13 protein-coding genes are annotated in these 14,035 nt (G+C 67.7%); 8 read left to right on the forward strand and 5 right to left on the reverse strand.

What is annotated here, in order from left to right; translation table 11 throughout:
* Positions 1 to 13: 13 nt before the first annotated feature.
* Together QOL82_RS22695 and QOL82_RS22700 are read right to left on the reverse strand one after the other, a co-directional pair.
* A complete protein-coding gene (locus QOL82_RS22695; protein WP_283444599.1) occupies positions 14 to 673 on the reverse strand; it encodes a dienelactone hydrolase family protein in 660 nt (219 codons plus the stop codon).
* Between the two features lie 23 nt (positions 674 to 696).
* Positions 697 to 1,134, reverse strand: coding sequence for a universal stress protein (locus tag QOL82_RS22700; RefSeq protein WP_283444600.1), 438 nt, complete (start codon positions 1,132 to 1,134; stop codon positions 697 to 699).
* A gap of 335 nt (positions 1,135 to 1,469) precedes the next feature.
* On the opposite strand from QOL82_RS22700, the gene acsA reads away from it, so the two are divergent.
* Genes acsA through QOL82_RS22725 form a run of 5 tightly spaced genes read left to right on the forward strand, consistent with a single transcriptional unit; the run spans position 1,470 to position 6,655 of the window.
* Entirely contained in the window at positions 1,470 to 3,224 is a 1,755-nt protein-coding gene (gene acsA, locus QOL82_RS22705; RefSeq protein WP_283444601.1) for an acetate--CoA ligase, read from the forward strand.
* Positions 3,221 to 4,222 (forward strand): pyruvate dehydrogenase (acetyl-transferring) E1 component subunit alpha, encoded by a 1,002-nt coding sequence (pdhA, locus tag QOL82_RS22710; RefSeq protein ID WP_283444602.1) that lies wholly within the window; start codon positions 3,221 to 3,223, stop codon positions 4,220 to 4,222. Before acsA ends, pdhA begins: the two co-directional genes overlap by 4 nt.
* Positions 4,219 to 5,190 (forward strand): alpha-ketoacid dehydrogenase subunit beta, encoded by a 972-nt coding sequence (locus QOL82_RS22715; protein WP_283444603.1) that lies wholly within the window; start codon positions 4,219 to 4,221, stop codon positions 5,188 to 5,190. Before pdhA ends, QOL82_RS22715 begins: the two co-directional genes overlap by 4 nt.
* On the forward strand, positions 5,187 to 6,380 hold the full coding sequence (locus QOL82_RS22720; protein ID WP_283444604.1) for a dihydrolipoamide acetyltransferase family protein: 1,194 nt from the start codon (positions 5,187 to 5,189) through the stop codon (positions 6,378 to 6,380). The genes QOL82_RS22715 and QOL82_RS22720 overlap by 4 nt, the downstream gene beginning before the upstream one ends.
* 14 nt (positions 6,381 to 6,394) lie before the next feature.
* Positions 6,395 to 6,655, forward strand: a complete 261-nt coding sequence (locus tag QOL82_RS22725; RefSeq protein WP_283444605.1) for an acyl carrier protein — start codon at positions 6,395 to 6,397, stop codon at positions 6,653 to 6,655.
* Positions 6,656 to 6,709: 54 nt separating this feature from the next.
* Here the strand turns inward: QOL82_RS22725 and QOL82_RS22730 are convergent, their stop codons facing one another.
* Entirely contained in the window at positions 6,710 to 7,027 is a 318-nt protein-coding gene (locus QOL82_RS22730) for a hypothetical protein (RefSeq protein WP_283444606.1), read from the reverse strand.
* Positions 7,028 to 7,147: 120 nt separating this feature from the next.
* Positions 7,148 to 8,698, reverse strand: a complete 1,551-nt coding sequence (locus QOL82_RS22735; protein ID WP_283444607.1) for a phytoene desaturase family protein — start codon at positions 8,696 to 8,698, stop codon at positions 7,148 to 7,150.
* Positions 8,699 to 9,069: 371 nt separating this feature from the next.
* On the opposite strand from QOL82_RS22735, the gene QOL82_RS22740 reads away from it, so the two are divergent.
* Positions 9,070 to 10,041 (forward strand): acetyltransferase, encoded by a 972-nt coding sequence (locus QOL82_RS22740; protein ID WP_283444608.1) that lies wholly within the window; start codon positions 9,070 to 9,072, stop codon positions 10,039 to 10,041.
* A gap of 105 nt (positions 10,042 to 10,146) precedes the next feature.
* Positions 10,147 to 11,205, forward strand: coding sequence for a hypothetical protein (locus tag QOL82_RS22745; RefSeq protein ID WP_283444609.1), 1,059 nt, complete (start codon positions 10,147 to 10,149; stop codon positions 11,203 to 11,205).
* Here QOL82_RS22745 and QOL82_RS22750 read toward each other — a convergent pair.
* The gene (locus QOL82_RS22750; RefSeq protein ID WP_430438524.1) at positions 11,166 to 12,176 is read right to left on the reverse strand and encodes a ribose-phosphate diphosphokinase; all 1,011 of its coding nucleotides are present in this window, start codon (positions 12,174 to 12,176) and stop codon (positions 11,166 to 11,168) included. The two genes, QOL82_RS22745 and QOL82_RS22750, sit on opposite strands and share 40 nt — an antisense overlap.
* Before the next feature lie 211 nt (positions 12,177 to 12,387).
* Here QOL82_RS22750 and groL point away from each other — a divergent pair, with 211 nt between their 5' ends.
* Complete coding sequence (groL, locus tag QOL82_RS22755; protein ID WP_283444610.1) at positions 12,388 to 14,013, forward strand: chaperonin GroEL; 1,626 nt, start codon at positions 12,388 to 12,390, stop codon at positions 14,011 to 14,013.
* Positions 14,014 to 14,035 lie beyond the last annotated feature (22 nt).

Genomic DNA, 14,035 nt, shown 5'->3' on the forward strand with positions numbered 1-14,035 from the left:
GCCCAGGGCGGTCTTATTTGCCGTGGCCGCGATGGCGTCCGGTGAAGTGGTCGAGAAACCAGTTGCCTGCCATCTCGGCGACTTCGTCCAGCGCGCCCGGCTCTTCGAACAGGTGGGTCGCGCCGGCGACGATGGCCAGGCGCTTCTCGCAATGCAGGACATCGTACGCGGCCTTGTTCAGCTCGATGACTGCCCTGTCTTCGCCGCCGACGATCAGCAGCGTCGGCGCATGCACCTGCCTGAGCGCCGCGGCCCCGGCCATGTCCGGCCTGCCGCCGCGCGACACTACCGCGGCGACGGGCACCTGCGCAGCAACCTGCAGCGCGGCCGCCGCGCCGGTGCTGGCGCCGAAAAGGCCCAGCGGCAGCGCGGCCTGGCCACCCTCTTTCCGCAGCCAGTCGAGCGCGGCTGCAAGGCGCTCCGTCAGCAGCGGAATATCGAAGCGGGTCCGGTACCGCTGGTCTTCCCCGGTGGTCAGCAGGTCCATCAGCAAGGTGCCTATGCGGAGCGCGCGCAATGCTTCGGCGACATGGCTGTTGCGCGGACTGAAGCGGCTGCTGCCGCTGCCGTGCGCGAAGACCACCACGCCCAGCGGCTGCGAGGGGACATGCAGCATGCCCTCCAGGTCGGCGCTGCCGGCCGGTATCGTCACCAGGCGTTCGAGGCTTTCCATCGCTGGCCCCCGGCGCGCCGGCCCTAGCGAAATACCACGACAGGCAGCGTCGAATGCGCGAGCACTTTCTGCGTCACGCTGCCGAGCAGCAGCCGCTGGATGCCGCGGCGGCCATGCGATGCCATGAAGACGGCATCGCAGCCGTGCCTGGATGCGGTGGCGATGATTTCCTTCGCCGGGTCGGCCGAGAGCATCGTATAGGTTTCGCATGGCACGCCGGCCTGTTCGGCGGCGGCCTTGACCTTGCTCACATAGGTTTCCGCCAGTTCCAGCACGCCCTTGTCGTAGGCGGCGGGATCGGGAAGAAATGCCGGCTCAGCCAACGGGGAATACGGATAGGGTTCAGCTACGGCCAGGGCGATGATCCTGCCATGGGTGTCCTGTGCAAATTCGGCTGCTGCCTGCGCGGCCTTGTCCGCAAGCTCCGATCCGTCGGTTGGCACAAGGATGGTTTTGAACATGATGAATCCCCTCCTGGGTTTGACGTCACGTCATGACGGCCAGGCGGACGAGATCCGCGCAAGCTGTCTCGATTATGCGATCGCCCGTTTTTCCGGCGGCTGACGCAGATCAAGGACGGGACCGCGGGGATTACGCACCTTTTGGCGGCGCTCGCATCCATGCGCCTTGCGGCATGCAAGGTCCGCTGCCTTGCCGGAGAGGGGCGCTTACGGCTGTGCCTGCGCGAGCCGCGCTGGCGGCGACGGGCTTCGGCCCTGTTTTGACACGTATCAAGGGCGGCCGGCCGTTCGGGGAGTGACAATGGTTCAACGTCACGCAGCAAGAGAGGGAAGCCATGGCACGCCCTTCCATCATCCGCAAGACCGCGGCTGACCTCAAGGTCGCGCCGCAGTGGACCGACTACGAAGCCGGCCGCGTCGGCTTTTCCTGGGAGCAGGTCCGGCGCGAGCTCGGCGGCGCCGTCAACATCGCCGATGCGGCAGTGGAGCGGCACCTGGCCGGCGAGCGCGCGAACCGGACGGCGTTCCGCTTTCTGCAGGCGCAAGGCGAGCAGACCCTGAGCTATGCGGACCTGTCCCGCCTGTGCAGCCGCTTCGCCAATGTGCTGGCGCAGTTGGGCGTGGGCAAAGGCGAGCGCCTGTTCGTGCTGGCGGGGCGCATCCCGGAACTCTACGTGTCGGTGCTCGGCAGCCTGAAGCGCGGCGTCGTCGCCTGTCCGCTGTTTTCCGCGTTCGGCCCCGAGCCGATTGCCACGCGCCTCAAGCTCGGCGGCGCCAGCGTGCTGGTGACCACGGTCGAGCTTTACCGGCGCAAGGTCGAGAAGATCCGCGCTCAGCTGCCGGAACTGCGGCACGTGCTGCTCGTCGCAAGCGACGGCGCATCCTGCGACGGCATTGCCGGCACGCTGGATCTGGACCGCCTGATGGCCGCAGCGTCCGACCGCTTCGACACCGTGCCCACGCTGGCCGAGGACATGGCGCTGCTGCATTTCACCAGCGGCACCACGGGCACGCCCAAGGGCGCGGTCCATGTGCATGACGCGGCGCTGACCCACTGGGCGACCGGGCGCTATGCGCTCGACCTGCATCCGGACGACATCTTCTGGTGCACCGCCGACCCGGGCTGGGTGACCGGCACCTCGTACGGCATTCTCTCGCCGCTGCTGCACGGCGTGACTTCCATCGTCGACGAAGCCGATTTCGATGCAGACCGCTGGTACCGCATCCTGCAGGAACAGCAGGTGAGTGTCTGGTACACCGCCCCGACGGCCATCCGGATGCTGATGAAGGCCGGGCCGGAGGTCGCGCGCCGCTACGCCTTCCCGCGGCTGCGCTTCATCGCCAGCGTCGGCGAGCCGCTCAACCCGGAAGCGGTGTGGTGGGGCAAGGAAGTGCTGGGGCTGCCGATACACGACAACTGGTGGCAGACCGAGACCGGCGGCATCATGATCGCCAATACCCCCGCATTCGATATCAGGCCCGGCTCGATGGGACGCCCGCTGCCCGGCATCGACGCCTGCATCGTGCGGAGGGACGAGCAGGAAAACATCCACGAGGTCACGACGCCGGAGGTCGAGGGCGAGCTTGCGCTGCGGCGCGGCTGGCCCTCGATGTTCCGCGGCTACCTGAACAACGAGGAACGCTACCGCAAGTGCTTCGCCGGCGACCTGTACCTGACCGGCGACCTTGCCAGGCAGGACCGGGACGGCTATTTCTGGTTCGTCGGCCGCGCCGACGACGTGATCAAATCCGCCGGCCACCTGATCGGGCCGTTCGAGGTGGAAAGCGTGCTGATGGAGCATCCGGCGGTGGCGGAGGCCGGCGTCATCGGCAAGCCGGACGAGACCGTGGGAGAAATGGTCAAGGCCTTCGTTTCGCTGAAAGCCGGCTTCGAGGCCGGCGATGCGCTGGCCATGGAATTGCTCGGGCATGCCCGCAAGCGGCTGGGCGCGGCCGTGGCGCCCAAGGAGATCGGGTTTCTTCCGAGCCTGCCGCGCACGCGCAGCGGCAAGATCATGCGCCGCCTGCTGAAGGCGCGCGAACTCGGCCTGCCGGAAGGCGACCTCTCGACGCTGGAGGGCCAGTCATGACCGGCAACGCGGCGGCCATGGAAATCGCGCATGACAGGGATACCTGTTTGTCCCTGCTGACCGACATGCTGCGCATCCGCCGCCTGGAGGAAAAGTCGGCCGAACTCTATGGCGCGGGCAAGATACGCGGCTTCCTGCACCTGTACATCGGCGAGGAAGCGGTGGCCGTGGGCGCGCTGCATGCGCTGGAGGCGCAGGACAATATCGTCGCCACCTACCGCGAGCATGGCCATGCGCTGGTGCGCGGCATCCCGATGAACGCGATCATGGCCGAGATGTTCGGCAAGTGGGACGGCTGCTGCCATGGGCGTGGCGGGTCCATGCACCTGTTCGACCGCGCCCACCGCTTCTACGGCGGCAATGCGATCGTGGCCGGCGGCCTGCCGCTGGCGGTGGGCCTGGCGCTGGCCGACAGCATGCAGGGCGAACGCCGGGTCAGCGCCTGCTTCTTCGGCGAGGGCGCGGTTGCGGAAGGCGCATTCCACGAGGCGATGAACCTCGCGGCGCTGTGGCGGCTGCCGGTGCTCTTCCTGTGCGAAAACAATTTCTATGCAATGGGCACGGCGTTGGCCCGCTCCGAGTCGCAGACCGACCTGTGCGTCAAGGCAGCCAGTTATGCGATGCCGGCAAGCTGGGCCGACGGCATGGATGTCATCGCGGTGCTGGATGCCGTCGCCGCGGCGGCGCAGCAGGTGCGGGCCGGCAATGGGCCGTGCTTCGTTGAACTGCGCACCTACCGCTTCCGCGCCCATTCCATGTTCGACCCCGACCTGTACCGCGACAAGGCCGAGATCGAGGCATGGAAGCAGCGCGGACCGATCCACACCTTTTCTGCCAGGCTCAAGGAGGAAGGGATGCTGAGCGAAGCGCAATTCCTGGAGATCGACGCCCGCGTTGGCCAGGAGGTGGCGGCCGCCGTCGCATTCGCCGACGCCTCGCGCTGGGAAGCGGTCGAAACGCTGACGACCGACGTCGGCGCCGCCGGGGCGCAGCCATGAAGATGAGCTACCGCGAGGCGCTGCGCATGGCATTGCGGGAAGCGCTGCAGGCCGACGCCAGGGTCTTCCTGATGGGCGAGGACGTGGGCAGCTACGGCGGCACCTATGCGGTCTCCAAGGGGCTGCTGGCCGAGTTCGGCCCGCAGCGCATCCGCGACACGCCGCTGTCGGAGCTGGGCTTCGTCGGCGCGGGCATCGGCGCCGCGCTGGGCGGCATGCGTCCGGTCGTGGAAGTGATGACGGTGAACTTCAGCCTGCTGGCGCTGGACCAGATCCTCAACAGCGCGGCCACGCTGCGCCACATGTCCGGCGGCCAGTTCCATGTGCCGGTCGTGATCAGGATGGCCACCGGCGCGGGCCGACAGGTCGCGGCCCAGCATTCGCACAGCCTGGAAGGCTGGTATGCGCATATCCCCGGCATCCGGGTGCTGGCGCCGGCCACCGTGGCCGATGCCTATGGCATGCTCGGACCGGCGATCGACGACCCCGACCCGGTGATCTTTTTCGAGCATGCCCAGCTGTACAACATGGAAGAAGACATCACGCCGCAGCGCTGCGCCATCGCCGGCGCAGCCGTGCGCCGCGCCGGCGCGGACCTGACGCTGATCACCTATGGCGGCAGCCTGCCCAAGACCCTGCGCGCGGCCGAGCTGCTGGAACAGGACGGCATCCAGGCCGAGGTGATCGACCTGCGGGTGCTGCGGCCGCTGGATGACGGGACCATCCTCGAGTCGGTGCGCAGGACGCATCGCGCGGTCGTGGTCGACGAAGGCTGGAAGACCGGCAGCCTTGCCGCGGAGGTCGTCGCGCGCATCATGGAACAGGGCTTCTACGATCTCGATGCGCCGGTGCTGCGGGTCTGCAGCGCCGAAGTGCCGGTGCCCTATGCGCGTCACATGGAAGAAGCGGCGCTGCCGCAGCCGGTGGCCATCGTCGCGGCGGCCCATCAGCTCACGGGGAAACGATGATCTCCTTTACCTTGCCGGCGCTCGGGTCGGACATGGACCAGGGCAAGCTGCTCCAGTGGCGCATCAAGCCCGGCGACCGCGTCGGGCGCGGGCAGGTGGTGGCCGTGGTGGACACCTCCAAGGCTGCGGTCGACGTGGAAAGCTGGCAGGAAGGCACCGTGTTCGAGCTGCTGGTCGCGCCGGGCGAGACGATCCCGGTGGGCGCAGTGCTGGCGACGCTGCTGGAGCCCGGCGAGACGCCCGAGACCGCGGTCCGCACGCCCGCGGCCAGGCCTGCCGCGCCGGCAGCGCCGCCCTCGCGGGCCGCACAGCCTGCGCCGGCCGCTATAGCTGCTGCAGCCGCTGCGCCTTCCGGCGGCCGCCGCCGGGTTTCGCCGGCCGCACGCAAGCTGGCCGAGGAGCATGGCATCGCGATCGACCAGTTGCCCGGCACCGGCCCGGACGGCGCGGTCACGCTGCAGGATGTGCAGCATGCGGCCGAAGCGCAGCTGAAGGCGGCCGGGGCGCCGGCGGCCGGCGCCGACCGTCATGCGGAAATGCGGCGCGCGATAGCGGCCGCGATGAGCCGCTCCAAGCGTGAAATTCCCCACTACTACCTGAGCGAACCGATCCCGCTGCAGCATGCACAGGCCTGGCTGGCCGACGCCAATGCAGGCCGCGACATCAGCAGCCGGCTGCTGCTGGCGGTGCTGCAGCTCAAGGCGGTGGCGCTGGCGCTTGACCGCCATCCCGACATCAACGGCTTCTACCTCGACGGCGCGCACCGTCCTTCGGCCGCCGTCCACGTCGGCGTCGCGATTTCGCTGCGCCATGGGGGCCTGATCGCGCCGGCAATCCACGATGTGCGGCAGAAGTCGCTGGACGAACTGATGCGCGACCTGAGCGACCTGGTCAGGCGGGCGCGCGCCGGCTCCCTGCGCAGTTCCGAAATGTCGGACCCGACCATCACCGTCACCAACCTCGGCGACCAGGGCGTGGACGCCGTTTCCGGCGTGATCTATCCGCCGCAGGTGGCGCTGGTGGGCTTTGGGAGGGTGCAGGAGCGCGCATGGGCCAGCGACGGCGCGCTGCGCGCGATGCCTGCCGTCACGGCGACCCTTGCTGCCGACCACCGGGTGTCGGACGGCCACTATGGCGCCCTTTTCCTGGCCGAGGTGCGCGACTGGCTGCAGCGGCCCGAACAACTCTGACCTGCGAGGCAGACATGGAACGACAAGCGCTACGCACACTGGTCCTCTCGACGCTGCGCGGCATCGCCCCGGAAATCGAGGAAGACGAGCTGGCCAGCGATCGTCCGCTGCGCCAGCAGGTGGACCTGGACTCCATGGACTGGCTCAATTTCCTGATCGGGCTGCACCAGGCATTGAAGGTCGATATCCCGGAGGCGGACTACGCCCGCCTGCACACGCTGGACAAGCTGCTCGATTACCTTGCCGCGAAGCTGCAGGCCCGCGGCCCCGGTTGACGCCGGGCCTGCCCTGCCTATCCACGACCGGCGCGAGATCAGGCGCCAGGCCGATTACTTGCCCGGACGAAGAGGCTCGGGCATCAACGGCGACGATCCCCAGATCTGGACATCGATATTGCCCACATAGGTCCGCATCTCGGCCTGCATGGTTTGCCAGGTGCCGCTCTCGATGAACCTGGACCAGTCCGCCAGCGTCTGCCACACGCTGGTCGCCCGGATCTGCGGCGTACCCAGCACGTTCCGCTGCGCACGGAACTCCACCAGGCCGGGCTGCTCCAGCATGGTCTTGACGGTTTTCTTCACCCAGTCGCCATAGGCTTTCATGTCGGCATTGGGCAGCAGGTCGTAGCTGAAATGGGTTTCGATCATTTTTTCCTCCATTTAGAAAAAAGTTGAAGCGTGCAGACGGCAATACGCGCCCCGCCGCCTGCGGCCATGCCCTGCCGACATGCCGGGATCGCGTCGACGCCGGGACGCGGACGATCCGCCTCATGCCTGCAGCAGCCGCGGCCACAGCGTCGGCTCCACCGCCGCCGCGGCATACAGCCCCGATGCAAACGAACCTGGCAGCCCGGGACCGAAAACATCCTGGCCCGCGAGCGCAAGGCCGGGCACCGGCGTGCGCACCCTGAGCACCGGCCCGGTCATGCGCTCCGCGCTCAGTTCCGTGCCATAAATCGACCCGGCAGGAGTGCGCGCGTAGTGTTGCTGCGTGACAGGCGTGGCCAGTTCATGGAAGCGCACCATGCCCGCAAGCGACGGAAAATGCCGCCCGAACTGCGCCAGCATCCGGGCCGCACACTTTTCCTTCAGCGCCAGATAGGAAGCCTGGCGCGGCGCCTGCGCATCGCCCAGCCATTGCGCAAACGAGCCGCTGTCGACCATCGCCAGCACCTCGGCAGTGGGCAAGCCCCGGTAGGCCGGGTCTTTCAGCGACTGGAAGGACACGAACAGTCCGGGCGCGTCCCCGTCCCCGGGGTATGTCCAGATCCGCTCTATCTCCGTGCTTTCATGTATCCATACATTGGCCGAGCTGGCGCCGGCAGCGGCGATATCGCCGTCGAAGCCAATGCTGAGCAGCAGGAAGGACAAGCCGGGCTGCATCGCCTGCACCTGCTGCTGCCATTCATGGGCGACGGCGGGGTCGAGCGCACGGACGATGTTGGCTGCACCCATTGCCCCGATCACATGGCGGGCGCGTTCTTCCCTGTCCTCGCCGCCGGCGCTGTAGACGACGCCGGCCGCCCTGCCGCGTTCGACGACGATGCGGCGCACATCCGCGCCCAATCGCAGTTCGCCGCCAGCCGCGGACACCAGCGGCGCCAGCACCTCGGCGAAACGTGCCGGACCGCCGACCGGATAATATGCGCCTTCGTTATATGCGCCCGTGACAATCGCATGTTCGATGAAGGGCGCGCGGGACGGCGGCGCGCCATGGTCGGGCCAGCGCGTGCCCAGCACGGCCCGGAGCTTGTCATTGGAGATTCTCGCAAGCTCGTCTGCCAGCGTGTGCCGGGCCCAGCGATTCAGGTCGGCTCCTCGCAGCATGTGCAGCGCGAATGTCGCCCACAGCGGCGCGCTGTGCAAGGCCAGCAGCGCGTAGGCCTGTTCACGCGCGGCGTGGCAGGCATCGAACCAGCGGTCGATGTCTGCGGCATCGTGCGGGAAGCGTTCCAGCAGCGCGCTGCGGTAGGCGGCTTCAGGATGTTCGATGCCAAACTCGAACCCGGGAAGCCGCACGATATCGTAGGGATTGGCGAGCGGGGCAAACTGGATTTGCCCGTCGGACAGCCAGTCGAGCAGGCGGCCGAATTGCCCGATCACGCGGCCGAAACGCCCGCCTGCACGGTACGATGGCCCGACGCCGGCAAGGTAATGCACGCCCGTTGCAAAGGTCCAGTCGCCCCGCCGGTAGGTTTGCGTCTGCCCGCCCGGCGTCATGTGCTGCTCGAGAAGCAGCACACGCTTTCCGGCCCTGGAAAGCGCCGCGCCAGCGGCAAGGCCGCTGATCCCCGAGCCGATCACGATTGCATCCCACATGGCATCACCTGGCGGCCTGTACGCCGCGTTTTCCCCACGCGCGTTCAACCAATATAGGAAGCGGACATGGCGCGGCCTTGCGCCAGATCAGCCGGCATCCACCGGGCGCGGCCGCGCGACCGGGACAGTCGGCGATGAATGCGCTCGTCCGATGCCAGCCGGCACCCTGCGGCCCGATCCCGCTTGGTTGAGATTGCGCAAGCGACGCCCGCGCACAGCCGCTAGCCTGACGGCATAGCACAGATGCGCATCGGCCCTCGCGCCGATTTCCATAAACCTTGCGATGCTCGCGTGTTGCCGGGCCGGCTGCCGGGCGACACGCGGTTCCTGCTGTGCGTGCCGCCGCAGCGATCCGGCATGGTCTTGCTGCCATGACGCACTACGACGTATTCAACGGCGACGCCGACGGTCTATGCGCGCTGCACCAGCTGCGCCTTGCCGAGCCGGCGAAGTCGGTGCTGGTCACCGGCGTCAAGAGCGATATCGCCCTGCTGCAACGGGTGAGCGCCGCCGCGGGCGACCGGGTGACCGTGCTCGACATTTCTGTCGATGCGAACCGTGAACCGCTGCTCGCCATGCTCGCGCGCGGCGCAGCCGTTTTCTATGCCGACCATCACAGCCACGCCGGCATACCGGCCCATCCGCTGCTGGAGGCGCATATCGACAACAGCCCCGGCCTGTGCACCGGCATGATCGTGGACCGGTATCTGCAAGGGCGCTTCCGGCCATGGGCTGTCGTGGCCGCCTTCGGCGACAACCTCGATGCGCAAGCCCGTCTGCTGGCCGGATCGCTGTCGTTCGATGCGGCGCAGACGGCGGCGCTGCGCCAGCTCGGCATATGCCTGAACTACAACGCCTACGGCGACGCCGTCTCCGACCTGCATGCCGATCCGGCGCTGCTGTACGCATGCCTGCACCGGTATGCCGATCCGTTTGGCTTCATCCGCAACGAGCCCTTCTACGAACGTCTGCGCACCGCGCGCGACAGCGACCTGGACTGCGCAATCCGCCTGGCGCGGCCTCTTTCCTCCGCGTCCGGCCGCATGCTGGTGCTGCCGGATGCGGCCTGGAGCCGCCGGGTGCGGGGTATCTACGCCAACCAGCTTGCGCAGGCATCGCCCGGCGCCGCGCATGCGCTTCTCGTGACGAACGGCACCGACGGCTACGCCGTCAGCGTGCGTGCGCCGTTGCAGGGAAGCCGTGCGTTGCAGGGCGCCGACCGCTTGTGCCGCCGGTTTGGCGGCGGCGGTCGCCCGGCCGGGGCAAGCATCGCGCGACTGCCCGCCTGGGCCTTGCGCGAATTCATCCGCGCATTCGAAGATGCGTTCAAGGGTGCAGCATGAAAAGCGGCATCGGGCCAGCCTTCCGGTGCCGGCCCGCCGCCTGAACAACTGAAGGACTGAAGGACTGAAGGACTGAATGTTTCGTCATTGCAGGGGTGTATCGCCGTGTCAGCCACCTTTCCCGAGATCGCGCTGGAAGCCAAGGTCGCCTTCCTGCGCCAGCCCATGAGTTTCCCCGACAGGCCGTATCGGGTCGAGGCAATCGAAACGCATATGTCATGGGTCTTCCTGACCGAACGCTATGCGTACAAGCTGAAAAAGCCTGTCCGCCTGCAAGCGCTCGACTTCCGCCGCCTCGAGGCGCGGCATTTCTATTGCGACGAGGAAGTCCGGCTGAACCGGCGGCTCGCGGACCAGGTCTATCTGGGTGTCGTCGCGCTTTCGATGAATGCGCTGGGACACCTGCGACTCTGCGAGGACGGCCGCGGCGAGGGCGAGACCATCGTCGACTGGCTGGTGATGATGCGCAGGCTCCCCGCCGCGGACATGCTCGATTATGCGATCAGGAACGGGGCGGTGCGCGACGACGATATCCGCCGGGTAGCGGCAAGGCTTGCGGACTTCTATCGTCGCTGCGCGCCGCTTGCCATCGACGCGGCAACCTATCGCGCGGGCTTTGTCCAGGGCATTGCCGGCAACGAGCAGACCCTGACCCGCCCCGCCTATCGGCTGCCGGCCGCGCCTGTCCGCCAGCTCTGTTCAATGCAGCGGGCCTTCGTGGAACACAAGCCTGAATGGCTGGACGCGCGGGTACGCGCCGGCAAAGTCGTGGAAGGCCACGGCGACTTGCGGCCCGAACATGTCTGCCTGCGCCCAGATGTCGCCGTCATCGATTGCCTGGAATTTTCAAGCGCGCTGCGCACGGTCGACCCGATGGACGAAGTGGGCTATCTCGCGCTGGAATGCGAACGGCTGGGCTCGGTCCGGTCGGGCGAACTGCTGCTCCTGGCCTATCGGAAGGCCTCCGGGGACAGGCCAAGCAGGCCGCTGGTCTGCTTCTACCAGGGCTACCGCGCGGTGCTGCGCGCGGCCATTGCGATCCGGCACCTGGACGAGGAACGGTTCCGTCATTCGGAGGAGTGGCATCGGCGCGCGCTCGCCTATCTTCAACTGGCGACGAAATATCAGAACGCGCTCAATGCCGTCACCGAACCGCCGGTGTGAACCCGAAGGATTGCCTGCGCCAGCAATTCCGTGCAGCTGATGACGGTAACCCTGGTGTGCGACGCCTTCCCGGCCAATCGAAAAGCGGGGACGGTGTCGGTGACGACGATACCCTGCAACGCCTCGTTTTCAATGATCGCCGGCGCGCCGTCCATGAACAGGCCATGGGTCGCGGCAGCGAACACCCGCGACGCGCCCAGCCTGCGGCAGGCGTCCGCCGTCCGCGCCAGCGTCGTGCCGCTGCTGATCAGGTCGTCGATGATGATCGCATCCCTGCCGCCGACGTCGCCTACCAGCAAGTCGCCGCTGACGACGCCTTCGCTGCGGTGCTTCTCCGCAAAGGCCGAGCCGACCGGGGCGCCGATGGCCTCGCCGAGGTGCCGCCTGAACTGCTCGGCGCGCTTGATGCCGCCCGCATCCGGCGACACCACGACCACGCTGCGGCCTTGCACCAGCGGGGCGAAGTGCGCGACGAACAGGCCGATCGCATCCAAGTGCTCGGTGCGGCAGCGAAATGCATTCTGGAAGGCGGCCAGGTTATGCACATCGATAGTCATCACGGCATCGGTCCCGACCGCCTCGAACATCGCGGCCACGTAGCGCGTGATGACCGGGTCGCGCGGCTTGCTTTTCCTGTCCTTGCGGGCATAGGCAAGGTAGGGAACAACGGCCGTCACGCTGGCCGCGGCGGCATCCTTCAATGCGCCGATGAAGAACAGCAGCCGGCATAACTTGTCATTGCCGCTTTGCAGCGCATCGCCATACAGCGAATGCAGCACGAACACATGCCGCCCGCGCACGCTCGCCAGCGGCCGCATCTTGTGCTCGCCGTCCTCGAATTCGCGTTCTTCATGCGCGCTCAGCGCGATGCCCATGTGCCGGGCCACCCGCCCGGCAAATTCCGCGCTGGCCTCCGGCGCGAACAGCATCAGGCCCTGGTCCGGCGTGGAAAAAGGCGCGGGGTCTGTCATGAAAGCCTCCGTCTATCGTTCCGCATGCCCGCCCGGCCCGCTCGACCGGCCGATGCGGCCCAATCATGAAGGCATACCGCACGCAGCGCGTCAAGTCCCGCCCCGGTCGGCTTGACCTACATCAGCCCGGCGGCTAGCCCGGCTCCCTATGATGAGTCATCCGCCATGGGCGCGTCCCAGCCCGGGCCTCATCCATCCAGGGGAAACCGCGATGTCAGCGAAGCGATTGCTGTTCCATGAGCAGGCGCGCGAGAAGATGTGCGACGGCCTCAACATGCTGGCCGACGCGGTGAAGGTCACGCTGGGGCCGCGCGGACGAACCGTGGTGCTGGGCAATCGCATGGGCTCTCCCACCATCATCAATTCCGGCGTCACGGTGGCCAGGGAAATCGAACTGGCCGACCCGTTCGAGAATGTCGGCGCGCAGCTGGTGCGGGAAGTCGCCGCCAAAACGTCCGAGATGGCCGGGGACGGCACCACGACAGCGACCGTGCTGGCGCAGGCCATCGTACGCCAGGGCATGAAATTCGTCGCCGCCGGCTTCGACCCGATGGAGCTCAAGCGCGGCATCGACGCGGCCGTGGCAGCGGTGATTGCCAGGCTGCAGCAGAATTCCCGGCCGGTATCGGCCAACCAGGAAATCGCGCAGATCGGGACGATCTCGGCGAACGGCGACGCCGCCATCGGCGACATGATCGCCGAGGCGATGCAGCGCGTGGGCCGGGAGGGCGTGATCAAGGCCGAGGACGGACGCAGCATGCAGAACGAACTGCAAGTCGTGGAAGGCCTGCAGTTCGACCGCGGCTATGCCTCGCCCTATTTCATTGCCGATGCGCAGAAGGACCGCGTGGTGCTGGAGGATGCGCTGATCCTGCTGTACCCGAAAAACATTACCGCCATCAACGACCTTCTCCCGCTGCTGGAACAGGTGACGAAGGCCGGGCAGGCCCTGCTGATCATTGCCGAGGATGTCAGCGGCGACGCCCTTGCGAAGCTGGTCATCAACACGCTCAGGGGCACGCTGAAAACCTGCGCGGTCAAGGCGCCGGGTTTCGGCGAGCAGCGGAAAGCGCTGCTGGAAGACCTCGCGGTCGTCACCGGCACGCGTGTCGTCGACAGCGACGCCGGACTGGCGCTGGAGACGCTGCCGATGTCCGCGTTGGGGCGTGCGAACCGGGTCGAGATCGACCGCGACAGCACCGCCATCATCGGCGGCGCCGGCGCGCCGGATGCGATCGCGCGCCGCATCGCGCAGGTGCGGCAGCAGGCCGCCGGCACGGCCGAGGCGTTCGAGCGCAAGCAGCTCGAGGAGCGGGCTGCCCGGCTGGCAGGCGGCGTCGCGCTGATACGGGTCGGCGCATCGACCGAAACCGAGATGAAGGAAAAGCGTTCGCGGGTCGAGGACGCGCTGCATGCTACCCGGGCGGCGGTGGAGGAAGGCATAGGCGCCGGCGGCGGCGTCGCGCTGATCCGCGCGCGCGATGCGATCGCGCAGCTGGAGCTGGCCAACATCGCGCAGACCTCGGGCGTCCGGATCGTCTGCCGGGCGCTGGAGGAACCGCTGCGGCAGATCATCGCCAATGCCGGCGGCGAGGCTGATGTCGTCGTCGAGAAGGTGGCGCATGGCGCGGCCGACTTCGGGTACAACGCCGCCACCGACACCTATGGCAGCTTGACCGGCATGGGCGTGATCGACCCGACCAAGGTCACGCGGCTGGCGCTGGCCAATGCGGCGTCGATCGCCGGCCTGGTGCTCACCACCGACTGCATCGTGGTCGAGCATGCGCAGCCCGACGCCGGCGTCGCATCCGGCCTGCCTGCCATTCCGGGCTTCTGACCCGCAGCCGCCAGGCCGGGTC

The organism is Noviherbaspirillum suwonense (assembly GCF_900182955.1).
GTDB lineage: Bacteria > Pseudomonadota > Gammaproteobacteria > Burkholderiales > Burkholderiaceae_D > Noviherbaspirillum_A > Noviherbaspirillum_A suwonense.